Source organism: Synechococcus sp. CBW1107 (genome assembly GCF_015841355.1).
Classification (GTDB): domain Bacteria; phylum Cyanobacteriota; class Cyanobacteriia; order PCC-6307; family Cyanobiaceae; genus Regnicoccus_A.
Genome location: NZ_CP064908.1, coordinates 702,272 through 721,262, shown reverse-complemented (window position 1 = coordinate 721,262; position 18,991 = coordinate 702,272). Strand labels below are relative to the sequence as shown.

24 protein-coding genes are annotated in these 18,991 nt (G+C 66.3%); 15 read left to right on the top strand and 9 right to left on the bottom strand.

What is annotated here, in order from left to right; genetic code table 11:
- Positions 1 to 32: 32 nt before the first annotated feature.
- Both I1E95_RS03830 and I1E95_RS03825 read right to left on the bottom strand, forming a co-directional pair.
- The gene (locus I1E95_RS03830) at positions 33 to 863 is read right to left on the bottom strand and encodes an SDR family NAD(P)-dependent oxidoreductase (RefSeq protein ID WP_197165604.1); all 831 of its coding nucleotides are present in this window, start codon (positions 861 to 863) and stop codon (positions 33 to 35) included.
- A 40-nt stretch (positions 864 to 903) separates the two neighbouring features.
- On the bottom strand, positions 904 to 1,509 hold the full coding sequence (locus I1E95_RS03825; RefSeq protein ID WP_197165602.1) for a nitroreductase family protein: 606 nt from the start codon (positions 1,507 to 1,509) through the stop codon (positions 904 to 906).
- 78 nt (positions 1,510 to 1,587) lie between these two features.
- Here I1E95_RS03825 and I1E95_RS03820 point away from each other — a divergent pair, with 78 nt between their 5' ends.
- Positions 1,588 to 2,541, top strand: a complete 954-nt coding sequence (locus I1E95_RS03820) for a glutathione S-transferase family protein (protein WP_197165600.1) — start codon at positions 1,588 to 1,590, stop codon at positions 2,539 to 2,541.
- A gap of 4 nt (positions 2,542 to 2,545) precedes the next feature.
- Here I1E95_RS03820 and I1E95_RS03815 read toward each other — a convergent pair whose 3' ends face one another.
- Complete coding sequence (locus tag I1E95_RS03815) at positions 2,546 to 6,568, bottom strand: magnesium chelatase subunit H (protein ID WP_197165598.1); 4,023 nt, start codon at positions 6,566 to 6,568, stop codon at positions 2,546 to 2,548.
- A 142-nt stretch (positions 6,569 to 6,710) separates the two neighbouring features.
- On the opposite strand from I1E95_RS03815, the gene dapB reads away from it, so the two are divergent.
- From dapB to I1E95_RS03790, 5 genes are all read left to right on the top strand, one after another.
- Complete coding sequence (gene dapB / locus I1E95_RS03810; RefSeq protein WP_197165597.1) at positions 6,711 to 7,568, top strand: 4-hydroxy-tetrahydrodipicolinate reductase; 858 nt, start codon at positions 6,711 to 6,713, stop codon at positions 7,566 to 7,568.
- Between the two features lie 4 nt (positions 7,569 to 7,572).
- The gene (locus I1E95_RS03805; RefSeq protein WP_197165595.1) at positions 7,573 to 8,217 is read left to right on the top strand and encodes a hypothetical protein; all 645 of its coding nucleotides are present in this window, start codon (positions 7,573 to 7,575) and stop codon (positions 8,215 to 8,217) included.
- Positions 8,218 to 8,294: 77 nt separating this feature from the next.
- Positions 8,295 to 8,579: a high light inducible protein gene (locus I1E95_RS03800; RefSeq protein WP_197165593.1), complete on the top strand. Its 285-nt coding sequence runs from the start codon at positions 8,295 to 8,297 to the stop codon at positions 8,577 to 8,579.
- A 74-nt stretch (positions 8,580 to 8,653) separates the two neighbouring features.
- Positions 8,654 to 9,886 carry an FAD-dependent monooxygenase gene (locus I1E95_RS03795; protein ID WP_197165591.1) on the top strand — a complete coding sequence of 411 codons (1,233 nt, stop codon included), beginning with the start codon at positions 8,654 to 8,656 and terminating at the stop codon, positions 9,884 to 9,886.
- A gap of 49 nt (positions 9,887 to 9,935) precedes the next feature.
- Positions 9,936 to 10,148, top strand: coding sequence for a DUF2949 domain-containing protein (locus tag I1E95_RS03790; protein ID WP_197167078.1), 213 nt, complete (start codon positions 9,936 to 9,938; stop codon positions 10,146 to 10,148).
- A gap of 2 nt (positions 10,149 to 10,150) precedes the next feature.
- On the opposite strand, the gene I1E95_RS03785 is transcribed toward I1E95_RS03790, so the two are convergent.
- Complete coding sequence (locus I1E95_RS03785) at positions 10,151 to 10,708, bottom strand: adenine phosphoribosyltransferase (RefSeq protein WP_197165589.1); 558 nt, start codon at positions 10,706 to 10,708, stop codon at positions 10,151 to 10,153.
- 51 nt (positions 10,709 to 10,759) lie between these two features.
- Here I1E95_RS03785 and I1E95_RS03780 point away from each other — a divergent pair, with 51 nt between their 5' ends.
- From I1E95_RS03780 to I1E95_RS03765, 4 genes are all read left to right on the top strand, one after another.
- Entirely contained in the window at positions 10,760 to 11,341 is a 582-nt protein-coding gene (locus I1E95_RS03780; protein WP_197165588.1) for a DUF3038 domain-containing protein, read from the top strand.
- Positions 11,338 to 11,976: a DUF4335 domain-containing protein gene (locus tag I1E95_RS03775; RefSeq protein WP_197165586.1), complete on the top strand. Its 639-nt coding sequence runs from the start codon at positions 11,338 to 11,340 to the stop codon at positions 11,974 to 11,976. Before I1E95_RS03780 ends, I1E95_RS03775 begins: the two co-directional genes overlap by 4 nt.
- Before the next feature lie 119 nt (positions 11,977 to 12,095).
- Positions 12,096 to 12,338 (top strand): hypothetical protein, encoded by a 243-nt coding sequence (locus I1E95_RS03770; RefSeq protein WP_197165584.1) that lies wholly within the window; start codon positions 12,096 to 12,098, stop codon positions 12,336 to 12,338.
- A gap of 12 nt (positions 12,339 to 12,350) precedes the next feature.
- Positions 12,351 to 12,806, top strand: coding sequence for a hypothetical protein (locus I1E95_RS03765; RefSeq protein ID WP_197165582.1), 456 nt, complete (start codon positions 12,351 to 12,353; stop codon positions 12,804 to 12,806).
- Positions 12,807 to 12,821: 15 nt separating this feature from the next.
- On the opposite strand, the gene I1E95_RS03760 is transcribed toward I1E95_RS03765, so the two are convergent.
- The gene (locus I1E95_RS03760) at positions 12,822 to 13,322 is read right to left on the bottom strand and encodes an EF-hand domain-containing protein (RefSeq protein WP_197167077.1); all 501 of its coding nucleotides are present in this window, start codon (positions 13,320 to 13,322) and stop codon (positions 12,822 to 12,824) included.
- A 181-nt stretch (positions 13,323 to 13,503) separates the two neighbouring features.
- Between I1E95_RS03760 and I1E95_RS03755 the strand changes: the two genes are divergently transcribed.
- From I1E95_RS03755 to I1E95_RS03740, 4 genes are all read left to right on the top strand, one after another.
- Positions 13,504 to 14,229, top strand: coding sequence for a response regulator (locus tag I1E95_RS03755; RefSeq protein WP_197165580.1), 726 nt, complete (start codon positions 13,504 to 13,506; stop codon positions 14,227 to 14,229).
- A 3-nt stretch (positions 14,230 to 14,232) separates the two neighbouring features.
- A complete protein-coding gene (locus I1E95_RS03750) occupies positions 14,233 to 15,597 on the top strand; it encodes an ATP-binding protein (RefSeq protein WP_197165578.1) in 1,365 nt (454 codons plus the stop codon).
- Positions 15,598 to 15,663: 66 nt separating this feature from the next.
- Complete coding sequence (gene ppk2 / locus I1E95_RS03745) at positions 15,664 to 16,671, top strand: polyphosphate kinase 2 (RefSeq protein WP_231594839.1); 1,008 nt, start codon at positions 15,664 to 15,666, stop codon at positions 16,669 to 16,671.
- Between the two features lie 35 nt (positions 16,672 to 16,706).
- Complete coding sequence (locus I1E95_RS03740) at positions 16,707 to 17,033, top strand: hypothetical protein (RefSeq protein ID WP_197165576.1); 327 nt, start codon at positions 16,707 to 16,709, stop codon at positions 17,031 to 17,033.
- A gap of 180 nt (positions 17,034 to 17,213) precedes the next feature.
- Here I1E95_RS03740 and I1E95_RS03735 read toward each other — a convergent pair whose 3' ends face one another.
- Positions 17,214 to 17,723, bottom strand: a complete 510-nt coding sequence (locus I1E95_RS03735; protein WP_197165574.1) for a hypothetical protein — start codon at positions 17,721 to 17,723, stop codon at positions 17,214 to 17,216.
- Here I1E95_RS03735 and I1E95_RS03730 point away from each other — a divergent pair.
- Entirely contained in the window at positions 17,722 to 18,126 is a 405-nt protein-coding gene (locus tag I1E95_RS03730) for a hypothetical protein (RefSeq protein WP_197165572.1), read from the top strand. The two genes, I1E95_RS03735 and I1E95_RS03730, sit on opposite strands and share 2 nt — an antisense overlap.
- Here I1E95_RS03730 and I1E95_RS03725 read toward each other — a convergent pair.
- The 3 genes from I1E95_RS03725 to I1E95_RS03715 all read right to left on the bottom strand — a co-directional run bounded on the left by I1E95_RS03725 (position 18,074) and on the right by I1E95_RS03715 (position 18,898).
- The gene (locus I1E95_RS03725; RefSeq protein WP_197165571.1) at positions 18,074 to 18,283 is read right to left on the bottom strand and encodes a hypothetical protein; all 210 of its coding nucleotides are present in this window, start codon (positions 18,281 to 18,283) and stop codon (positions 18,074 to 18,076) included. The genes I1E95_RS03730 and I1E95_RS03725 overlap by 53 nt on opposite strands.
- Before the next feature lie 107 nt (positions 18,284 to 18,390).
- Positions 18,391 to 18,642 (bottom strand): DUF6737 family protein, encoded by a 252-nt coding sequence (locus I1E95_RS03720; RefSeq protein WP_197165569.1) that lies wholly within the window; start codon positions 18,640 to 18,642, stop codon positions 18,391 to 18,393.
- Positions 18,643 to 18,655: 13 nt separating this feature from the next.
- Positions 18,656 to 18,898, bottom strand: coding sequence for a hypothetical protein (locus I1E95_RS03715; RefSeq protein WP_197165567.1), 243 nt, complete (start codon positions 18,896 to 18,898; stop codon positions 18,656 to 18,658).
- Positions 18,899 to 18,991 lie beyond the last annotated feature (93 nt).

Sequence of the window (18,991 nt, the reverse complement as noted above, 5' to 3'; positions counted from 1 at the left end):
ATGGTCATCGCCGAGGTCGGCCTGCAGGCGCTCTAAGGAGCGATGGTCAAGCCTCCATCCAAAGGAAGAGAGACTCCCTGGACAAAATCCGATGCGGCACTGGCCAGAAACAGGGCCACATTGGCTACTTCTGACGGTTCTCCAAAGCGATGCAGGGGTATTCTTTGCTCTTTCTCCCGTCTGGGTTTTTCCATGGAAGGACTGTCCCAGATGTCATGGCCCATTTCGGTCAGGATGACCGTTGGACAGAGAGCGTTGACATGAATATTGTGTGGACCCCATTCAACGGCCATGGTCCTGGTCAGTTGGTTGAGGGCTGCCTTTGATGCCGCATAGGCGCCTAATCCAGGAGTGCCGATGAAGGCTCCAATCGATGAGATGTTGACCACCTTGCCGTGTCCCCTCTTGATCATCTGGGGAACAATGGCCTGAGAAAGAAGCAAGACCGAGCGAAGATTGACTGAAAATACATCACTCCAGTCGTCCTGGCTGGTTTCAAGGATCGACTGGACCCTGGCGATGCCGGCATTATTGACAAGGACATCCCATTGCGAGGAAAGAGCCAGTGCTTTTTCACCTGCTCGTCCCGCTCCCTTGATCGACGACACGTCTTCTTCGATCACCCAGCAGTTGCGATGATTGTTCTCGACGATCTCTTGGATCCTTCTCAGTCCCTCCCTGTCCCTGCCGATCACGCCGATGTCTGCTCCGGCTTCGGAGAATCGTTCAGCGATTGCCGCACCCAGGCCCTTGGAACCTCCGGAAATCAACGCCCTCTGGCCATCGAGTCGAAAATCCTTCATCCCCGGCCTCTCCAGATCACATGTGACGTCTGCTCTTTTCGGTGCTGGTTCCTGAGCCATCGAAGCGAAGTCGTTTCGATCCTCTCAACTCCTGCCAGGGTCAGAATCCGTTCTCGACCACCAGGTCCTCGAGCGCCAGCTGCCCCGGTCTGGGCCAGGGGTCCTGGGTGCCTTTGCCGATCGCCACCATCGGACCCATCACATGGTCTGCCGGCAGGCGGATCAGCTCAGCCAGCTTTTCGATCTCGAAGCCGATCATCGGGCAGCTCTGGTAGCCCATGCCGGTGGCTGCCAGCATCAGGGTCTGCATCGCCAGGCCGATGGAGCGCTGGGCCTCATCGCGCTGGAGCCACTCCCTGCCCTCATGGAAGGGGCCCATCCAGCCCACCAGCAGTTCAGCGACAGGCTGCGGAGCATTCACCCAGTAGCGCTCGGGTTGTTTGCTCCAGGCCTTCATGTCGGCGGTGAAGAGAACCAGCAGGGAGGCATCGGTGATCTGGGCCTGATCGTTGCCATAGTCCCGGCGGATCGTGGCCCGCAGAGCCGGATCGCGCAGGATCACAAAGCGCCAGTGCTGAATGTTGAAGCTGGTGGGTGCCTGGATGGTGGCCTCCAGCAGGCGCCTTTCCTCTTCCGCCGTCAGGCGGTGGCTGGGGTCGAAGTGCTTCACCGCCCGCCTGGCGTAGATGGCGTCGATCACGTCCATGACAGAGGAGTGGCAGAGGCTCAGGAGGCGACCCTACCCGCTCTCGCTGGTTACGGTGGTCGCCTCTGGAGTTCAGGCGTGGGACTGCTCGTTGACGGGGTCTGGCACGACCAGTGGTACGACACCAGCAGCAGCGGTGGCCGGTTCATTCGCTCCGCCTCGCAGTTCCGCCACTGGGTGACGCCGGACGGCCGGCCCGGTCCCACGGGCACAGGGGGGTTTTGCGCCGAGGCGGACCGCTATCACCTCTACATCTCCCATGCCTGCCCATGGGCCCATCGCACAGCCATCTTCCGCAGCATCAAGGGTCTGGGCCCGATGGTCTCGGTGTCGGTGGTGCACTGGTTGATGGGTGAGGAGGGATGGACGTTTCAGCCGGGTGAAGGGGTGATCCCTGACCCGATCCATCATGCCCGGGTTCTGCACACGATCTACACGAACTCAGATCCGAGCTACAGCGGACGAGTGACTGTACCTGTGCTCTGGGACAAGGCGACGGAGCAGATTGTGAACAACGAATCCTCGGAAATCATTCGCATGTTCAACAACGCCTTCGATGGCCTTTGCGCGGCTCCCGGTGATTACTATCCAGAGAATCTATGGGATGAGATTGACCGGCTTAATCAACTGATCTACGACACGGTGAACAACGGCGTGTACCGCTGCGGCTTTGCCACCAGTCAGGAGGCCTACGATGAGGCGATCCAGCCCCTGTTTGCCACCCTCGACCTGCTAGAGGAGCGCCTCGCGGATCAGCCCTACCTGCTGGGCAGCCGGCTCACCGAGGCCGACTGGCGGCTGTTCACCACCCTGGTGCGCTTCGATGCGGTGTATGTGGGGCATTTCAAGTGCAACCTGCGCCGGATCGTCGACTACCCCAACCTGTGGCGCTACGTGCGCGAGCTCTACTGCTTCCCGGGAGTCGCTGAGACTGTGAACATGCAGCACATCAAGGGTCATTACTACCAGAGCCACCCCAGCATCAATCCTGCTGGGGTGGTGCCGGCTGGTCCCGTGATCGACTGGCCGTAGCCGTTCAGGGGGCCGTGACTCCCTCGATCCGGTCTTCGATCTCCTGATAGATCTCCTGGAGCTGGGCGATGTTCTCCTCGCTGGTGTCCCAGTAGCCTCGGCCGTTCACTTCCAGCAGGGTGCCGACGATGCGGCGGAAGCTGTGGGGATTGAGTTCCATCAGCCGTTTGCGCATCTCGGCGTCGTTGATGAAGGTGTCATTGGCCTCTTCATACACGAAGTTATCCACCGCGCCACTGGTGGCGCTCCAGCCCAGGGTGAAGTTGAGCCGCTTGGCCACTTCGCGCACCCCTTCGTAGCCGGAATTGAGCATGCCTTCATACCACTTGGGATTGAGCAGCTTGGTGCGGGAATCGAGTCGGATCGTTTCGCTCAGTGATCGCACCTGGGCGTTGGCGGTGGTGGTGTCGGCGATGTAGCTTGTCGGAGCTTTGCCATCGTCGCGCAGCCCCGCGATCAACTTGGTGGGGTCGGAGTCGAAGTAGTGGCTCACATCGGTGAGAGAGATCTCAGCCGAATCGAGGTTCTGGAAGGTGACGTCGACGGTTTTCATCGCCGATTCGAAGACTTCGCGGTTCTGGTTCATTTCGCCGGGGTTGTCGGCGTTGAAGGCGAAGGTTTTTCGAGAGAGGTACATCTCCTGCAGTTCTCCCTCCTCTTCCCAGGTGCTGTTCTCGACAGCCAGGTTCACATTGGAGGAATAGCTGCCGCTGGCATTGGAGAACACCCGCGTGGCCGCCTCGCGCAGGCTGATGCCCTGGGCCGCCGCCTGGTCCTGGGAGTGCTTGCGAACGAAGTTCAGCTCCAGCGGCTCATCAGCCTCGGCGGCCATCTTCACGCCCTGATCGATCAGGCCCATCTGGTTGATGAACAGATCGCGGAACACTCCGCTGCAGTTCACCACCACGTCGATGCGCGGACGGCCCAGCTCTTCCAGGGAGATCAGCTCCAGCTTGTTGACCCGGCCGAGGGAATCGGGCACGGGGCGCACGCCGATGAACCAGAGGATCTGGGCGAGGGATTCGCCGTAGGTCTTGATGTTGTCGGTACCCCAGAGCACGCAGGCGATCGTTTCGGGCCAGGTGCCCTGTTCGGCCCTCTGGCGCTCGATCAGACGATCCACCACCACCTTGGCGGCGGCGATGGCGGCGCGGGTGGGGATCGCCTGGGGGTCGAGGGCATGGATGTTCTTGCCGCTGGGCAGCACGCCGGGGTTGCGGATCGGATCACCACCAGGGCCGGGGATCACGTATTCGCCGTCGAGAGCCCGCAGCAGGCTCTCCATCTCCATGTCGGCGCAGATCTGCTCGAGGCAGAAGCGCAGGTAGCCGAAGAGCCGGTCGAGCTCCGTGGGCTCGACCGCCGCAAAACCCGAGGCGCGGCAGGAGCTCAGCCAGGGGCTGGGCCGCTCATAGCCGAAGCGCTCCAGCAGGGCGAAGAACCAGCCGAAGCGGCCCTTGAGATCCACCCGTCCATCGCTGCCGGTGACCGCGCGCACCATCGAGGCCACCGCCCCGCGGCAGGCCTCGGTGATCCGTTGGTTCAGCTCCACATCGGCCAGGACCCCGGCGTCATTGCCGCGGTACACGTCATCGATCGTGCGGCCCAGGCTCTCGGCCAGCAGAGCCGGCAGGCTGCGGTAACCCTCCTCCTCCCGCTCCAGCGCGGCGATGTTCACCAGGGTGGCGATCGCCTCCTCGGCGGTGGGCGGCTTGCCGATCGTGTGCAGGCCGCAGGGCAGCAGCCGGCTCTCGATTTCCATCAGCTGGCTGTAGAGCGCCCCCACCACGCGATCACGGCCGTCGAGGTCGAGCTCGCCGGCATCCGCCTGCGGCAGGGTCACGTCCTTGTCGAGATTGCACTGGCGGGCCGTTTCCACGATCGCGTTGACGATCTGCACGCCACGGCTGCTTTCGCGCAGCTGCTGGTAGGAGCCCACCAGTTCGCCCAGTTCCTTCAGCCCCTTGTAGAGCCCGGCATTCTCGGCCGGTGGGGTGAGATAGCTGATCGTGGCGGCATAACCCCGCCGCTTGGCGATCGTGGCTTCCGAGGGGTTGTTGGCTGCGTAGTAGTACAGATTCGGAAGGGCGCCGATCAGTGAATCCGGGTAGCAGGTTTCGCTCATGCCCATCTGTTTGCCGGGCATGAATTCCAGCGAACCGTGGGTGCCGAAGTGCAGGACCGCATCGGCGCCCCAGACCTTCTCGAGATAGGTGTAGTAGGCGGCGAAGCCGTGATGGGGGCTGGCACTGCGGGAATACAGCAGCCGCATCGGATCGCCTTCGTAGCCGAAGGTGGGCTGAACGCCGACGAACACGTTGCCGAAGTGGCGGCCGTAGATCAGCAGGTTGGTGCCGTCGGAGTTGAGGTTGCCCGGGGGCTTGCCCCAGTTCTCCTCCAGACGTTCGGAATAGGGGGTGAGCCGCTCATACTCCTCGACACTCATTCGGTGGGCGATCGCCAGCTCAGGTGCACCCTGGAGTGCTTCGGGGTCGTTGATCACCGCCTCCATCAGCGCCTTGGAATCCCGTGGCAGGTTCTGCACGTCGTAGCCCTTGCGCTTCATCTCCTCCAGCACCCGGTGGATGGAGCCGAAGACATCCAGGTAGGCCGCGGTGCCGACGTTGCCCTTGTCAGGGGGGAAGCTGAAGACCGTGATCGCCAGCTTCTTGTCGATGCGGGGCTTGGTGCGCAGAGAGGCCCAGCGGATCACCCGCTCGGCGATCGCTTCCACCCGGTCCTGGAGGGTGTGAGCCTTGCCGGTGGCGTCATCGCGGCCGCTGAGCACGATCGGCTCAATGGCGCCATCGAGTTCGGGGATGGCGATCTGCAGGGCCACCTGCACGGGGTGCAGGCCCAGGTCGCTCTCCTCCCACTCCTGGGTGGTCTGGAACACCAGCGGCAGGGCGACCATGTAGGGCCGGTTCAGTTTCGAGAGCGCCTCGATGGCGCGGGGGTGGTCCTGGCGGGCCGGGCCGCCGATCAGAGCGAAGCCCGTGAGACTCACCACCCCATCCACGATCGGCTGATCGGGATTGAGCGGGTCGTAGAAGAACGCCTTCACGGGCTTGGAGAAGTCGAGCCCGCCGCAGAACACCGGGATCACCGTGGCGCCCCGGTATTCCAGTTCCTGGATCACAGCCACGTAGTGGGCCTCATCGCCGGTGACGATGTGGCTGCGCTGCAGCACCAGGCCGATCACCGGTCCGCCTCGGGCCTTCTCGCTCAGGTCGGCTCGGCTGTCGCTCCAGTTCAGGTATTCCTTGAGATCCTCGAACATCCCCGGCGCCAGGGGGTGCCAGAGACCCAGGTCCGGGAACACCACCGGCTCGGCCACCTCGAGCTCGGGCCGGCCGGTGTCGCCCCGGGGGAACACGTATTTGTCGGCCAGCATCAACAGGAAGTTGCGCAGGTTGTCCGGCGTACCCCCGAGCCAGTACTGGAAGCTGAGCATGAAGGAGCGGGCGTCCTGCGCCTTCTCCACCGGCAGATACTTCAGAACCGTGGGCAGGGTGTTGAGCAGTTTCAACATCGCGTCCTGGAAGCCGGCGCCATTGGCCTCCTTCCGCTTCTTCATGAAGCTGGCGATGGCGCTCTTGCTCTGGCCCAGCTGGGCCATCGAGAACGTGCCCAGCTTGTTGAGCCGCATCACCTCCGGCATGGAGGGGAACACCACGGCAGCCTTGAGGCGATCGCGGTGGGGCGCCACGGCCTCCACCACCTTCTGGGCCAGATCCTCGATGAAGATCAGCGAGGCGATGAAGACATCGGCTTCGGCCACATCGGCGCAGAAGGCGGCGTAGTTCTCCGGATCACGCAGCTCCTCGATCAGGTAGCCGCTCAGATCGACCGCCAGGGCGGGGTTGGTGGCGTTGAGGCTGGTGGCCGCCTGGGTGAGCGCGTTCTGGTACTGGGGCTCGAGCACCACGTAGACCGCACGCATCACCGCCCGACCTTCACTGCCGGCTGGGGCCTCGCCGTTGCCGGGGCTGACCCGGCGGTTGGCGGAGCGGACCTGCGTGAACATCGGCGCTGGAGTTGAGCAATGTGAAGGAGCCTACGAAAGCTCCTCCAGCCCCGCGACTTTGCTCCCCAAGGCTTTACAGGAGTGACGCCGGGGTGGGAATCGACGCCATAGGCTCCCTCCACGCAGCGATCACGTCCGGCCCATGACCCCCACCGACGCGCGCCCCGCCTCGATTCCGGTGGTGGTGGCCGGTGCCCTGGGCCGCATGGGGGCCGAAGTGGTCAAAGCCGTGACTGCGGCGGAGGATTGCCGCCTGCTCGGCGCGATCGACACCACCCCTGACAAGGAGGGGCTCGACGTGGGTCTGGAGCTGGGGCTGGGGGAACTGGAGGTGGCGATCACCGCCGACTTCGAAGGCTGCCTCTGCCAGGCCAGCCAGCTGGTGCGGGGCGATGGTCCCGGCGCCGGCGCGGTGCTGGTGGATTTCACCCATCCCTCCGTCGTTCATGAGCACACCCGCGCCGCGATCGCCTACGGCGTCCATCCGGTGATCGGCACCACCGGCCTGAGCCCCGAGCAACTGGCTGAGCTGGCGGTGTTCGCCGACAAGGCCGGCATCGGCGGTGCCGTGATTCCCAATTTCTCCGTGGGCATGGTGCTGCTGCAGCAGGCCGCCGCCGCCGCCGCCCGCTTCTACGACTTCGCCGAGCTCACCGAGCTTCACCACAACCGCAAGGCCGATGCCCCCAGCGGCACCTGTCTCAAGACCGCCGAGCTGATCGAGGAGCTGGGCAAATCCTTCAACGTCCCCCAGGTGGAGGAGCACGAAACCCTGGCGGGCTGCCGCGGCGGTCAGCGGCCGAGCGGCCTGCGGTTGCACTCGCTGCGGCTGCCCGGGCTGGTGGCCCACCAGGAAGTGATGTTCGGCGCGCCCGGAGAGACCTACACCCTGCGTCACGACACGATCGAACGCTCCGCCTACATGCCCGGCGTGCTGCTCACCCTGCGGCGGGTGCGGCAGTTGCAGGGCCTGGTCTACGGGCTCGAGCGCCTGCTCTGACGCCATGCTGATTCCCCTCAAGCCCGGTGAACTGCAGCGGCTGATTCCGGCGGTGGCCAGCGGACCCCAGTTCAGCTTCTGCAGCGGCAATCCTCAGAAGATCCTGCAACGGGTGCTGATCTCGGTGATCGGCGGGGTGATCTCGCTGCTGATCGCCCAGAGCCAGTTCTCCTACCGCTTCGCGTCGGTCTGGCTGGTGGCGGGCTTCGTCCTGCTGCTCTATGTGCTCTGGGGCCCGATCCTGGAGGCTGGCCGCAGGAATGCCACGCTGCGCCGCTATCCCCGCGCGGCGCTCTACGAGGCGCGGGTGGGCGATCTGTTCACCAAGGAGCTGGTGGAGCAGCGCAAGGAGCAGGCGGATCAGCGCGGTCGGCTGGAGCTCGTGGAGAACCGGCGCACCTGGCTGTCCCTGGAGCTGGAGGACGACGACGGCTACCTGGGCTCGGTGCGCTTCCCGATGGAGAAGAAGCACCAGACCATCCGCCGCGGCATGGTCGTGCGCGGTCTGGTGCTCAGCGAGCGTCCCGACTTCTCCCGGATCGATGCCATGAGCGACGCCTGGATCCCGCAGCTCAGGATCTGGGTGGGCGAGTACCCCTACCTGCTGCGGCCGGCTTTCGAGGAGCTGTGCCTGAAGCGCCTGCGCTGAAGCGCCCCGCTTCCGCCAACGGGTGTTTACGTTCCGCAACAATGTGTTACATTGAGTTCATCGAAACGGAGACCTCCATGGCTCAATCCACCGCCACCGCCCCCAGCTCGGCCCCTGTGACCGCCAGCGAGCGGGCCACCATCCGCGGCGCCACCGTCACCACCGAAGACGGCGGCCGCCTCAATGCCTTCGCCACCGAGCCCCGCATGGAAGTGGTGAGCCCCGAGAGCGGCTGGGGTTTCCATGAGCGCGCCGAGAAGCTGAACGGCCGCATGGCCATGCTGGGCTTCATCGCTCTGCTGGCCACCGAATTCGCCCTGGGTGGCGAGGCCTTCACCCGCGGCCTGCTCGGCATCGGCTGAACCCGGCCAACGCACTCATCTTCAGGCCGCAGCAGACTTTCTGTTGCGGCTTTCTTGTGGCCGCCGCTGAGTCCATGAGCGCCCTTGCCCCGGCCCCTGTGCTGGCCCCACCCTGTCCTCGCATCACTGGGCCGTCGCCCCTGCTTCGGGCCCGTGTGCTCGGTGGGGGCCCGACCGGTGCCCTGGCGGCCCTCGCCCTGGCCCAGGCGGGCTGGCGGGTGCAGCTGGTGGATCCGCTCAGCGGCGTTCAGCTGCAGGCCCGTCGTCGCGCCTATGCCCTCAGCCACTCCAGTCGGCTGTTTCTGCGGCGCCTGGGGCTCTGGTCGCAGCTGGCGGAGGCGGCGGTTCCGTTCCGCTCGCTCGGCCTCTGTGATCTGGAGGCGGGGCGAGCGATCGGCTTCGGCCCTGTCGACGTCGGGTTCGGCACAGGTCGCTGCGATCACGGCGCCGCCGTGGGCTGGATCCTGCAGCATCAGCCGCTGATGCAACGGTTGCTGGAGCACCTTGAAGCCCATCCCGGCATCAGCCTGAGCCTGGGCGAGACACCACCCCCTCTTCCCGACTCCCTCGATCCGCCCGACCTTGTGGTGGCCGCCGACGGCAGCGCCTCGCCCACCCGGGAGGCGGCGGGGATCAGCCGCTGGAGTCGGCCTTACGGCCAGGGCTGTCTGACCGCCCAGGTGCGTCTGCGTGGCTCGGCCCCCGATCGGGCCTGGGAGCTCTTCCGCCGCCAGGGTCCCTTCGCGGTGCTTCCCCTTGGCGACGGTGCCGCCCAGCTGGTGTGGAGCGCACCGGCTGAGCATCTGCGACGGCTGGAAGGGCTCGATCCCGTGGCCTTTCTCGATGCCCTCGCCGCCGCTCTTCCGGACAGCCTGCAGCCCGAGGCACTGCTCGACACGCCCCGGGCCTTCCCGGTGGCCCTGGAGCTCGCCTGCCGCTTCCACCGCGGCTCGCTCGCCCTGGTGGGTGAGGCGGCCCATCGCTGCCATCCCGTGGGCGGCCAGGGGATGAATCTCTGCTGGCGGGATGTGGAGGAACTGCAGCGGCAGGCCCTGCGGGCGGCGGCAGGACAGCTCTCACCTGCCGCGGTGGCGGGGGCCTACGGACACCGCCGCTGGCCAGATGTGCTGCTCACCCTGCTCAGCACCGACCTGCTGGTGCGGATCTTCTCCAACCGGCAGCCTCTGCTGCTGAAGGTCCGCCGGCTGGCTCTGGGTCTCATGCGCCGCTCCGGTGCCCTGAGGCACCTCAGTCTCAAGGCCATGACCCTGGGCCCTTGCCGCCTTGCGGCACGCTGGTCAGAGTGAAGGCAGAACGGCCACGACCCCGGTGAGCCCGAGCGCTCTGGATATTCCGATGGTGATCAGCACCTCCCCCCAGCCGGTTCCCTCCTCAGCCCTGGTGCGTTATCTGCGCTATGAGCAGGGACTGAGCGAGAACGCCCTGGCGCTGGGAATCCGCCAGGCCGATCAGGAGCAGGCTCCCCTGCCGGTGATCCTCTGGCGTTTCGGACTGATCAGCCTCGATCAGTTTGATCAGGTGCTGGCCTGGCAGGACCAGCAGATCTGAAGTCAGGCGTAGACGATCAGGGATTCCACCGGATGGTCTCCCAGCAGGCGCGCCCGCCCGCCGAGGCCCGCCAGCTCCGCCACGAAGCCATAGCCGCAGAGGTCGCCACCGGCTTCGGTCACCAGTTGGGCGCAGGCCGCGGCAGTGCCGCCGGTGGCCAGCAGGTCGTCGACGATCAGCACCCGCGGCCCGCCCGCGAGGGCATCGTGCTGGATCTCGAGGCGGTCGTGGCCGTATTCTAGGGCGTAGTTCACGGCGCGCACCTGGCCGGGCAGCTTGCCGGGCTTGCGCACCGGCACGAAGCCGATCTCCACAGCCGTGGCCAGGGCGGTGCCCACGATGAAGCCGCGGGATTCGATGCCCACGATCAGATCCGGGCGCAGCTGCGCGCAGACCCCCGACAACAGGCGCACCACTTCCTTCCAGCCTCGTGGGTCACGCATCAGCGGAGTGAGGTCGCGGAAGAGGATGCCGGGCTTGGGGAAATCGGGCACATCCCTGACCAGTCCCCGCAGATCAATGGGCTCGTCCAGCTCGGGGGGTGTGGTGCTCAGGGCCATGGAGAAGCGATCGGGTGACGGATCGGCGCGGGCGCTGGCATCATCGCAGCCATGGCCGACATCACGATCACCGCTCCAACCGGGGAAGCCCCCGTGGAGCAGTCCCCACCGCCAGGGCCTGCGTCCCGACTCTCGCGCCGTGGGCTGGAGCGCCTCGACCTGATGCTGCTCAGTGTCGAGGCCCTCGATCTCAATGGCGGTGAAGCCATGGTCTGGATGGCCAGCCAGCTCGGTTTCGGTTCGCTCTTTCCCAACCGTGTGGAGCTGTGGAAGCGGCGCTGCTACAACCCGTTGAGGCTGGCCTGCCGCCGGGGCGAACTCAGCGAAGCGGAAACCGATGCCCTGATCAGCCTGCTCTGTGCCATGGCCGAGCGGCTCTACCCGATGCTGCGCCAGCTGCTCTCGGCCTCTGAACCTGAACCGGTCACCCAGCAGCGCTGGCAGCTGTTCCGCTCCAGGCTCGATGAGCTTGTGCGCGAACGTCTCAATCCCCGCCGTGGCGGCGTGCAGAAGTTGCTGGATCCCCAGGAGGGGCTCCGGCTTCAGCGTCAGCTGGTTCAGGGGCTGGCCTTCGGCGCCGGCCGGGGCGGTTTCGATCGTCTCAAGGCCAGCCTGATGGATGCCGTGGCATGAAACTCAGTTACCGCTACGAGCAGACCAGCTGTCGCCTGCGCATCGACGGACTCCCTGATCTCTCCGCCGGCCACGGCCCGGAGGTGATCGGTATCCTCTCGGGTTGGGAGCTCGATCTGGCTGGTCATCCCACCCTGGAGGGCAAACGCGATCACCTCCAGGCCCTGCTGGCCGTGGTTCTGCCCTACGCACGCCATCTCGTGAGTTCCGTGCCGCGGCCGATGGGGGCGGCCACGGATCCGGTGCAGATGGAGCCGGTCTCCTCGTCCCGGGGCGGCCTGCGCAACCGTCAGGCCCACCGCCTGCGCCTGCTCAGCAGTCAGCCCGAAACCCAGCCCCTTGAGCTCAGCTTCGATGATGCCGAGCTGGCGGATCTGGTGCGCTGTCTGGATCAGCTCCGCCTCGATCCCCGTGTTCAGCTGGGGTTCAGCCTGCCCCCCGATCGCCCCCTGCACCGCCGCGAAATCCTGGAGCGCGTGCCTCTGCGCCAGCGCCTGGCCGCCCCCGCCGCCGGTCTGGCGGCCCTGGCGATCACCGCCGCCTTCGGCCTGATGGTGCCCCTGCCGCGGCGCACGGCCACCCCGGCCGCCAGCCCCGCGGTCACCCCCACCTCCCCGCTCACCCCTCCCCGCTAGGTGCCTGCCCCATTGACGAACAGGAACCTGTGGCCACACTCAGAGGGAAAGTCCGACTGGGTCGGTTGGCCTGCCGATGATGCTGAACTCCATGGCCCTGCTGCGATGACGACAAAGCCATGACCAGCAGCTGGTCCGAACTGCGCCGCCGGGTGAATCGGCTGGGGGCCTCCCTCGATGTGGTTGTGCGCAGTGATCCCGAGGTCTGCGGCCTCAGCGGCAAGGACTTTCACCTCTCGCTTCACCACGGCGGCCAGGGGGATTGCACGGTGGCGGGTCTCAGCCTGGTGGATTGCCCCAATGAACTGGTGCTGCTGGAATTCGAGCGCTGGATGCGAGGTGCGGGCTACACGCTCGATTGAGAGGCCGCCGCCATGAAGCCCCACCTGCCGGATCCGGGCCGCAAGAGTCAGTTGCCCCGCAAGGTGTTCTCCTCCCGCCAGCGGCGGAGAGGGTCCTCCTGGCGGGAGGCGGGGATGGCCCTGCTGAACGGGACGGCTGGAATCGGTGTGCTGGTGCTGCTGATGCAGCTCCCCAGCCGGCTGGATTCACTGCTGGTGCTCAGCAAGGTGATCAGCGCCCTGATCAGCGGACTCAGCGAGATCGGCCAGGGGTTGATCCGTCTGCTGGTGGGCCTGCTGCAGGCGTTCGGGGTGCTGCTGGTCCTGGGGCTGGCCGTGGCTGCGCTGCTGTTGCTGATCAACGGGATGTACCGCCTGCTGCGCCTGGCGATGCCCGGGCTGGGTGGGGTGCTGGCACTGCCGGCTGGTGTGGCCCGGCTGGTGTGGTCAGTGGTGCGCATCCGTCCGCCCGACCGGCCTGAGCGCTGAGCGCAGCCCCCGCGCTCAGGGCCGAGGAGCCAGCGACTTTCTCGACTCCCACACCTCCTGCAGGGTCACGGCTCCATCTCGATTCAGGTCGATTTCCGAGAACCGACGGTCCAGCCAGGGGAAGGACCGTGCCTCCTGGCGGCTGAGCCGACCATCGCCATTGCGGTCGGACTGGGCGAACACCGTGCGCAGCCGCACTCCCAGAAAGACCTTCTGACGGGGACTCAGGTCGCTGGGGAGAAGGTAGCCCCGGCCCTCCTGATCCAGCCGCTGGAAATTCGTTTCCAGGTAGGGCTGGCCCCGGCTTTCCTGGGGAGTCAGCCTGCCATCGCGGTTGCGGTCCAGGCGCTCGAACCAGGCCTGCATCCGCTCGTGGTAGAGCTGCAGCGACCGGGTGTCCTGGGCGAGCCCCGGTCCCGCCAGGCTCAGCAGCAGGCCGGCCACCACCACCAGCCACAGCGGGCCTTGGCCGGCTGAGCGGTCGGGTCGTCTTCTGGAGCTGGTGGTGGTCGCCATGGCGTTCACCCTATGGAGGTCGGCGGCCCCGGTCAGCCCCTGCGGCAGCGGTTGCCGGGGCCAAGCCATGACCGGACCTGTCTGCAGAGCCGGGGAGTCACCTTTGGCAAGCCCCGCGGCTGGATCCCCCTGGGCGTGACGGCGTCCACTCCATACAGTCGGGCCAGCTGCGGCCTCCGCCTTGAGCCGAACCCACACGATCTGGGTGGTCGATGACGACCCCGAACTGCGCCAGTTGCTGGGCACTTATCTCACCGACCAGGGCTATGAGGTGCGCTGCCTCACCGACGGCCGCCAGCTGATGGCCCGGCTGGAGTTCCAGCGCCCCGACCTGGTGGTGCTCGATCTGATGCTGCCAGGCGACGACGGCCTCACCCTGCTGCGGCGCCTGCGGGATGCCAGCGACGATCTGCCCGTGGTGATGCTCACGGCCCGCGGCGAGGCGGTCGACCGGATCATCGGGCTGGAGCAGGGCGCCGATGACTATCTGGCCAAGCCGTTTCTGCCCCGGGAGCTGATGGCCCGCATCGAAGCCGTGCTGCGCCGCCGCGGCACCCTGCCCGCAGGCACCCCGCTCGCCGATGGCGAGCTGGTGCACTTCGGCGACAATGTGCTGGATCTCTCCGCCCGCACCCTGGAGCGGCAGAATCAACCTGTGACGATCACCAGCGGTGAGTTCAGCCTGCTGGCGGCCTTCGTGCAGCATCCCCACCGCCCCCTGTCGCGGGAGCGTCTGATCGAGCTGGCCCGAGGTCCCGCCAGCGACACCGACACCCGCAGCATGGACGTGCAGGTCTCGCGGGTGAGGCGGCTGGTGGAGCCCGATCCCAGCCGACCGCGCTACCTCCAGACGGTCTGGGGCTATGGCTACGTGTTCGTTCCCGACGGCCAGCCCCGCAACCGCTGAGCCATGGCCCCCTCGATGCGCTCCGCTGCCCTCTCGCTGCGCCTCGGGGTGTTCTTTCTGGGGGGGTGGGCCCTCAGCCTGGTGTTGCTTCAGGCCCTGCTCGGTACTCGGATCGGCCAGGCTCAGATCGCCCAGATGGGTCCCCAGGTGGCCCTGAACCTGAGGCTCTCGGAGCTGGCGCTGGAGCGCTTCCCGCCGGCCACCGTCTCCCAGCTCAGCGGCCTGCAGCTGGGCGTGGGTCAGCCGCCTCGATCCCCCCGCCGCTGGAGTCTGCTCGGCCAGGGGGATGATGCACGCCTCGAGCGGCAAGCCGATCAGCTGCAGCTCGAGCTGTGTCGCCGCCTCCCCCGCTGCCCCGAGGTGGTGCCGAATCACGGTGCGGCCCGAGGTGTCTGGATCGAGCTGGCCTCACCCCTGGAGCCGGTCTGGCTCTATGCCCCCATTCGGCCCCGTTTCGGCTGGCCACCCGACCCGTTGCTGGTGACGCTCTCGCTTGTGAGCGGCAGTGTGATGGCCGGGGCCCTGTTCCTGCTGCTGGAAGTGCAGCGGCCGCTGCAGCAGCTGGAGCGGGCCCTGGCTCGGGTGGGCCTCGATGCGCAACCGGAGCCCATGCCCCAGCGCGGCGCTCCCGAGGTGCGCCGCCTGGCCCAGCGCTTCAACGCCATGCTCCAGCGCCTGGAGGACAGTGAGCGGGAGCGGGCGACGATGCTCGCGGGCATCGCCCACGACATCAAGACCCCGCTCACGCGGCTGCGGCTACGTCTGTCGCTGCTGGGGGACGCCTCCGCCAGCGCCAGGGCCGGCGCCGATCTCGACGACCTCGAGCGGATCACGGGCCAGTTCCTGCTCTTTGCCGGTGGCGGGGGAGGAGAGGTGGCGGTGAGCGTGCCTCTGGCGGAGCTGCTGGCGGAGCTGGCGGCCCGGTACGACGGCCAGCCGGTGGAGCTCGATCTGGCCCCTGTCACCGCCACGGTTCAGCCGATCGCCCTGGGACGCGCCGTGGCCAACCTGATCGACAATGCCCTCAGCTATGGGACGCCTCCCGTGCGGTTGGTGCTGCGGGCCTGGCAACGGGACGGCTTCGAGCTGCAGGTCTGGGATCAGGGTGAGGGCATCGCCGAGGATCAGCGTTCCCAGGCGCTGATGCCTTTCCAGCGGCTTGATGAGGCCCGCAGCGGTCACGGTCACTGTGGTCTGGGTCTGGCGATCGCCCAGAGGGTGGCCCGCACCCATGGCGGTGAATTGCGGCTGGGGGTGGAGCCCCTGGTGGACCTCTCACCCCAGGAGTCCCCCGGGACGTTCTGCGTGAGCCTCAGTGGCCATTCCCTTGCCGATGGCCGTGTCAGGGCCTCAACAATCTGCCCTTGACTCACACTCTGTTCACGGGGATGCCTCTAGACAGGAGGGATCGTCGGGGGTTCGGAGCAGAGCTTGATGGGTAAAGGCAAAGGCAAGAGTGAGGGCAAAAAGGCCACCCCCGGCCAGCAGGGCTCCGCCAAGACCAAGCCCAGGAAGGACCGCCACGGAGACACCGGTCCGGAGTCTTTCCTGCCCGGGTCCCATTCTCCTTATGCCCCCAACGGTCAGCAGGACCGCTACCACCCCTCCCATCTGCTGGGGGAAAGTGAAGACGATCTGGGAGCGCCACCTGAAGATAAACAGGTCAAACTCAGCCGCAAATTTTACGAGAAAGAGCTGGAGAAACTCCAGGTCGAACTGGTGAAGATGCAGTACTGGATCAAGCATGTCGGCTTTCGCCTGATCATTCTTTTCGAGGGTCGTGATGCAGCGGGCAAAGGAGGGGCCATCAAGCGCATCACCGAACCACTCAACCCTCGGGGTTGCAATGTCGTCGCGCTCGGCACGCCCTCGGATCAGCAGCGCACCCAGTGGTATTTCCAGCGCTATGTGGAGCACTTCCCGGCTGCCGGTGAGATCGTGATGTTCGATCGCAGCTGGTACAACCGTGCCGGCGTGGAACGGGTGATGGGCTTCTGCACCGACGAGCAGGTGGAGGAGTTCATGCAATCGGCCCCTCAGTTCGAGCGCATGCTGGTGCGCTCCGGCATCGTTCTGCTCAAGTACTGGTTTTCGGTCAGCGACGAGGAGCAGGAAGTCCGCTTCCGCTCCCGGCTGGATGATCCAGCCCGCCGCTGGAAGCTCTCGCCGATGGATCTGGAGTCGCGCGACCGCTGGGTGGAGTTCTCGAAGGCCAAGGACCAGATGTTCGCCCACACCAACATCCCCGAGGCACCGTGGTTCACCGTTGAGGCCGATGACAAGCGCCGGGCCCGGCTCAACTGCATCCGTCATCTGCTCTCCAAGATCCCCTACGAGGACATGACGCCCGCTCCGATCGAACTGCCTCCTCGTAAGACCGTCGGTGATTACCACCGTCCGCCGATGAATGAGCAGTTCTTCGTTCCCAACGCCTATCCCTGAATCCGCAGCTGCATCCGCCCCATTGCCCCCTCGCCATGACCCGCTCCGACGACGACCCGTCTCTGGGTCCCGACTCCTCTCTGACCGTTCCCGCCACCGCTCCCCTGCGGGGACCCGAGGGCAGCCTGCTCTACACAGGCAGTGATGGCCGCCAGTACATCGTCTGCGGAGATCCTTCCCAGGCCCTGGACCAGGACCTGATGGCCTCCTTTCAGGCCCTGCGTTCGGGAGCGCCGGGTCTGGAGGCCCTCATCCAGGCCGCCCAGGAGTGGGTGAAGGAAGCGAGCGACCAGGGCCTGAGCCCGGAGGTGGCCCGCCGCACGCTGCTGTCGCGCCTCAGGCAGGCCCTCGACGATCAGTAGGGCGACGCCATCACTGCAGCCGCTCGAACCAGAACCCCGCCAACTGCCAGCTGCTCCAGAGAAAGATCAGCAGGAACAGCCAGTTCAGCCAGGGGGGGCGTTGCTTGTTCTCCAAACCCATCGGCCTGCGGCAGCGGCAACGGCCCAAACCTATCGGCTCGCCTGCCATGGGCACCCGGCTCAGTCCTGGCGCCTCTCGGGGCTGCAGGGGGCCAGCTCACCGGAGGGGTCGTCCTGACAGAGACCCCAGCGCTGACCGCTGGCTTCATCGATCCAGCGCAGCACCTGGGGCCCGTCCCGATGGTCCGACACGGACGGCAGCGTGATCACCGCCAGCCTGGCCCTTCCCCTGCGGTAATCGAAGCGGCAGTAGCCCGGTCCCGTGCCGGCGCAGCCACTGAGGCTGGCCAGGCGGCTGCCGGAGCGCTCCCGGTCGAGGGCATCGGCGCCGGCGGCCGCTGCGGGCCGCCAGCCCAGCTGCAACAGGCGTTGGTCGGCCGTGACGATCGGTTCACCCACCCGCAGGAGGGAAGCCAGGCTGGCGGTGTCGCCATGGTGCTGCTGGGCCAGGGCCATTCCGGCACAGACCATCAGGCCCAGCAGCAGCAGGGACCCCAGGGAGCGGCGACCCCAGCGACCACTGGGACAGCCGGGGCATTGAGGAAGCGGACCTTCTTGAGCCGTTGCCATGGACATCCCCGCGGTGTACTCCTTCCTGGGCTTTCCCGGCTGGGGACCTGTTCATCTCTACTTCCCCCGTCAGGGGGATCCAGCCGGGGCGGCCCTGAGGCTGGGTACTGCCCTCGAGACCTGCCGGACCGATGGGCACGGTCCAGGCGGTCTGGTGGCCGGCTTCCTGCGCTGCCATCTCCATGCCGAACCCCTGGGGTCGCCGGAGTTTCGCCGCGATTGCCGTTACCGCTATCTGATCGTGTACAGACCTCAGGGACGCCTGCCGCTTCGGATCACCGCCTGGAGGCACCCCATCGCCGAGCAGGGCTGGCGGCGGCGCTGCGGACCGATCGAGCTGGATGCATTCCTCAGGCGCTTCCATCCCTGCCTGGGATCGCCGCGGCTGGCTTGCTCCGCCTGAGGTCGTGGAGACCTTCCAGCTGGTTGTAGACCGCCAGCAACTGCATGCGGATGTGATCGGTGTTCTCGAGCTTGGCGAGGTTGGCCAGGACTGCTTCGATCTGGTCCTTGCTGTCGATCAGCAGCCGGCATTCACTGGTACCGGGTTCGTAACTCATGGCGACTCGTGGTTGGGAAGGAACGGAATGGCGTACGCCCTCTGGATCGTGCCGTCATCACCATCCAACGGAAAGGCTGGAGCTGACGCTGTCGGATCGGTTGCATTTCAACCGATGTCCTCCGGTCCTGACAGGCTGCTCAGCTGACGGGGCATCAGCACGAGGAACAGCCACCACCACAGCAGCACGCCTGTGGAGAGAGGAACGGTAAGCCACCAGCGGCCCAGCCAGAACCAGCTGCCGGCGATCAGGAGCACCCCGGTGAGCAGGATGGACCAGGGCTGGCACCACCAGGGCTTGAGCTGCCAGATCGATACCGCCCCCCGCGCTGGAGTGGAGTTGCCGGGGGGCTCACTCATCGGTTCGGCTGCATCAGGAATGGAACAGAAGCACCAGCCCCATGCGCACCTGGTGGAACTCCCGTTCTTCGCGGCTGAGATCCAGCCCGACGTCGAGCCCTTCCTTGAGGGCGGTCTCGTACGGAGGGATGGCTGGAGCCGCTCCAGCACGCCAGAGGGCAGCGATTCCCACGGGGGTGGCATGCCAGCTGAAGCATGGGGTGAGCCCGATCGAGGGTTCCTCGAGGGCATCTTCAAGCAGGTCGCGGATGGGCATGGCTGGCTGAGCTCAGTTCAGCATCCAGATCCAGGCCTGGGCACGCAATCAGCTGAGAGTTTTCGTGATGTGATCGCACAGGCGCGGGCCCTA

What these genes read in the sequence shown, in the direction of transcription:
- I1E95_RS03735 (WP_197165574.1), bottom strand. Translation starts at nt 17,723, where the DNA reads ATGGCAACGGCTCAAGAAGGTCCGCTTCCTCAATGCCCCGGCTGTCCC.
- I1E95_RS03795 (WP_197165591.1), top strand. Translation starts at nt 8,654, where the DNA reads ATGAGCGCCCTTGCCCCGGCCCCTGTGCTGGCCCCACCCTGTCCTCGC.
- I1E95_RS03815 (WP_197165598.1), bottom strand. Translation starts at nt 6,568, where the DNA reads ATGTTCACGCAGGTCCGCTCCGCCAACCGCCGGGTCAGCCCCGGCAAC.
- I1E95_RS03825 (WP_197165602.1), bottom strand. Translation starts at nt 1,509, where the DNA reads ATGGACGTGATCGACGCCATCTACGCCAGGCGGGCGGTGAAGCACTTC.
- I1E95_RS03730 (WP_197165572.1), top strand. Translation starts at nt 17,722, where the DNA reads ATGGACATCCCCGCGGTGTACTCCTTCCTGGGCTTTCCCGGCTGGGGA.
- I1E95_RS03715 (WP_197165567.1), bottom strand. Translation starts at nt 18,898, where the DNA reads ATGCCCATCCGCGACCTGCTTGAAGATGCCCTCGAGGAACCCTCGATC.
- I1E95_RS03750 (WP_197165578.1), top strand. Translation starts at nt 14,233, where the DNA reads ATGGCCCCCTCGATGCGCTCCGCTGCCCTCTCGCTGCGCCTCGGGGTG.
- I1E95_RS03830 (WP_197165604.1), bottom strand. Translation starts at nt 863, where the DNA reads ATGGCTCAGGAACCAGCACCGAAAAGAGCAGACGTCACATGTGATCTG.
- I1E95_RS03800 (WP_197165593.1), top strand. Translation starts at nt 8,295, where the DNA reads ATGGCTCAATCCACCGCCACCGCCCCCAGCTCGGCCCCTGTGACCGCC.
- I1E95_RS03765 (WP_197165582.1), top strand. Translation starts at nt 12,351, where the DNA reads ATGAAGCCCCACCTGCCGGATCCGGGCCGCAAGAGTCAGTTGCCCCGC.
- I1E95_RS03720 (WP_197165569.1), bottom strand. Translation starts at nt 18,642, where the DNA reads ATGAGTGAGCCCCCCGGCAACTCCACTCCAGCGCGGGGGGCGGTATCG.
- I1E95_RS03775 (WP_197165586.1), top strand. Translation starts at nt 11,338, where the DNA reads ATGAAACTCAGTTACCGCTACGAGCAGACCAGCTGTCGCCTGCGCATC.
- I1E95_RS03740 (WP_197165576.1), top strand. Translation starts at nt 16,707, where the DNA reads ATGACCCGCTCCGACGACGACCCGTCTCTGGGTCCCGACTCCTCTCTG.
- I1E95_RS03770 (WP_197165584.1), top strand. Translation starts at nt 12,096, where the DNA reads ATGACCAGCAGCTGGTCCGAACTGCGCCGCCGGGTGAATCGGCTGGGG.
- I1E95_RS03780 (WP_197165588.1), top strand. Translation starts at nt 10,760, where the DNA reads ATGGCCGACATCACGATCACCGCTCCAACCGGGGAAGCCCCCGTGGAG.
- I1E95_RS03805 (WP_197165595.1), top strand. Translation starts at nt 7,573, where the DNA reads ATGCTGATTCCCCTCAAGCCCGGTGAACTGCAGCGGCTGATTCCGGCG.
- dapB (WP_197165597.1), top strand. Translation starts at nt 6,711, where the DNA reads ATGACCCCCACCGACGCGCGCCCCGCCTCGATTCCGGTGGTGGTGGCC.
- I1E95_RS03760 (WP_197167077.1), bottom strand. Translation starts at nt 13,322, where the DNA reads ATGGCGACCACCACCAGCTCCAGAAGACGACCCGACCGCTCAGCCGGC.
- I1E95_RS03790 (WP_197167078.1), top strand. Translation starts at nt 9,936, where the DNA reads ATGGTGATCAGCACCTCCCCCCAGCCGGTTCCCTCCTCAGCCCTGGTG.
- I1E95_RS03725 (WP_197165571.1), bottom strand. Translation starts at nt 18,283, where the DNA reads ATGAGTTACGAACCCGGTACCAGTGAATGCCGGCTGCTGATCGACAGC.
- ppk2 (WP_231594839.1), top strand. Translation starts at nt 15,664, where the DNA reads ATGGGTAAAGGCAAAGGCAAGAGTGAGGGCAAAAAGGCCACCCCCGGC.
- I1E95_RS03785 (WP_197165589.1), bottom strand. Translation starts at nt 10,708, where the DNA reads ATGGCCCTGAGCACCACACCCCCCGAGCTGGACGAGCCCATTGATCTG.